The following is an 893-nucleotide window of genomic DNA, read 5'->3' as shown; positions in this document are numbered from 1 at the left end:
GCAAGAATCCGTGCCGAGTGCCGGGCACCGTTCGCCGCGGCGGCCATCGCGTTGGAGGCCTGCTGCAGGGCGCGAACGCCCTCCCCGTGTGCCGCCAACAGCCGACGGCGAGCCTCCGAGGCACGCGCCGACTTCTGCGCCAGCTCGGACAGGTCCTCCGCCGCCTTGTTCCGCTCCTCCAGGTCCTTCAGATACTGCTCACGCTCAGCGGCATCCGCGCGTGCCGCGGTCAGGTAACCACCGTCGAGGAACATGTTGATCGCCGTGTCGTCACCGGCGAAAGCCGCCTCGGCGGCACGCTTCACGTGAGACTCCGCCGGAGCCATCACAGCGATCAGACGCACCCGCTCGCGCAACGTCGCCGCACGCTCAGCGGCATCCTCAGTCCGCTTCCGATCACGATCCCGGGCGATCTCCGCGCCATAGGCCAGGAACGCCGCCCGATCACTGTCACTGCCGGCCAGAACCCGCTCGACCTCGGCGTTGAAATACGGGCCACCCGTACCCCTCAACGCCTTGACCGCCGCCAGATTTTCGGCGGCCTCCTGCTTCTTCCGGGCCGCCACCTGCTTATCCAACGCGGGCTTGTCGACCATCGCGAACTTCTGGATGACCACCGGATCACCGGTCGCCAACGCCGCCAGCGCCGCGTCCCGCACCTCCGGCTCCGCAGTGAACTCCGCGACATCCGCGACGGCCTTGCGCCACCGCTCCGCCATGGTGTCCACACCGGTCGAGCCGTTCCACGACTCGGTCACCAACTCCGGGACCTCGATCTCCGGACGCGGTTCCGCAGTCGAGGCGGGCGCCGGGGTGGGGTCGGCGGCGAGGGCTGGTGGGGCGTGGAGTCCGGCGCCGAGGACAGTAGCTGCCAGCACCGATATCAGGGCAGC

The 893-nt window shown here is 69.4% G+C and carries 1 pseudogene; it reads right to left on the bottom strand.

The features are described 5' to 3' along the window. Positions 1 to 878, bottom strand: a pseudogene (locus ACQ0O7_RS45135) (hypothetical protein); the annotation flags it as partial. Positions 879 to 893 lie beyond the last annotated feature (15 nt).

The organism is Actinoplanes sp. G11-F43, assembly GCF_050589265.1.
GTDB lineage: Bacteria > Actinomycetota > Actinomycetes > Mycobacteriales > Micromonosporaceae > Actinoplanes.
Note: the sequence above shows the minus strand (reverse complement) of the source record. Positions and strands in the feature narration are given on the sequence as shown.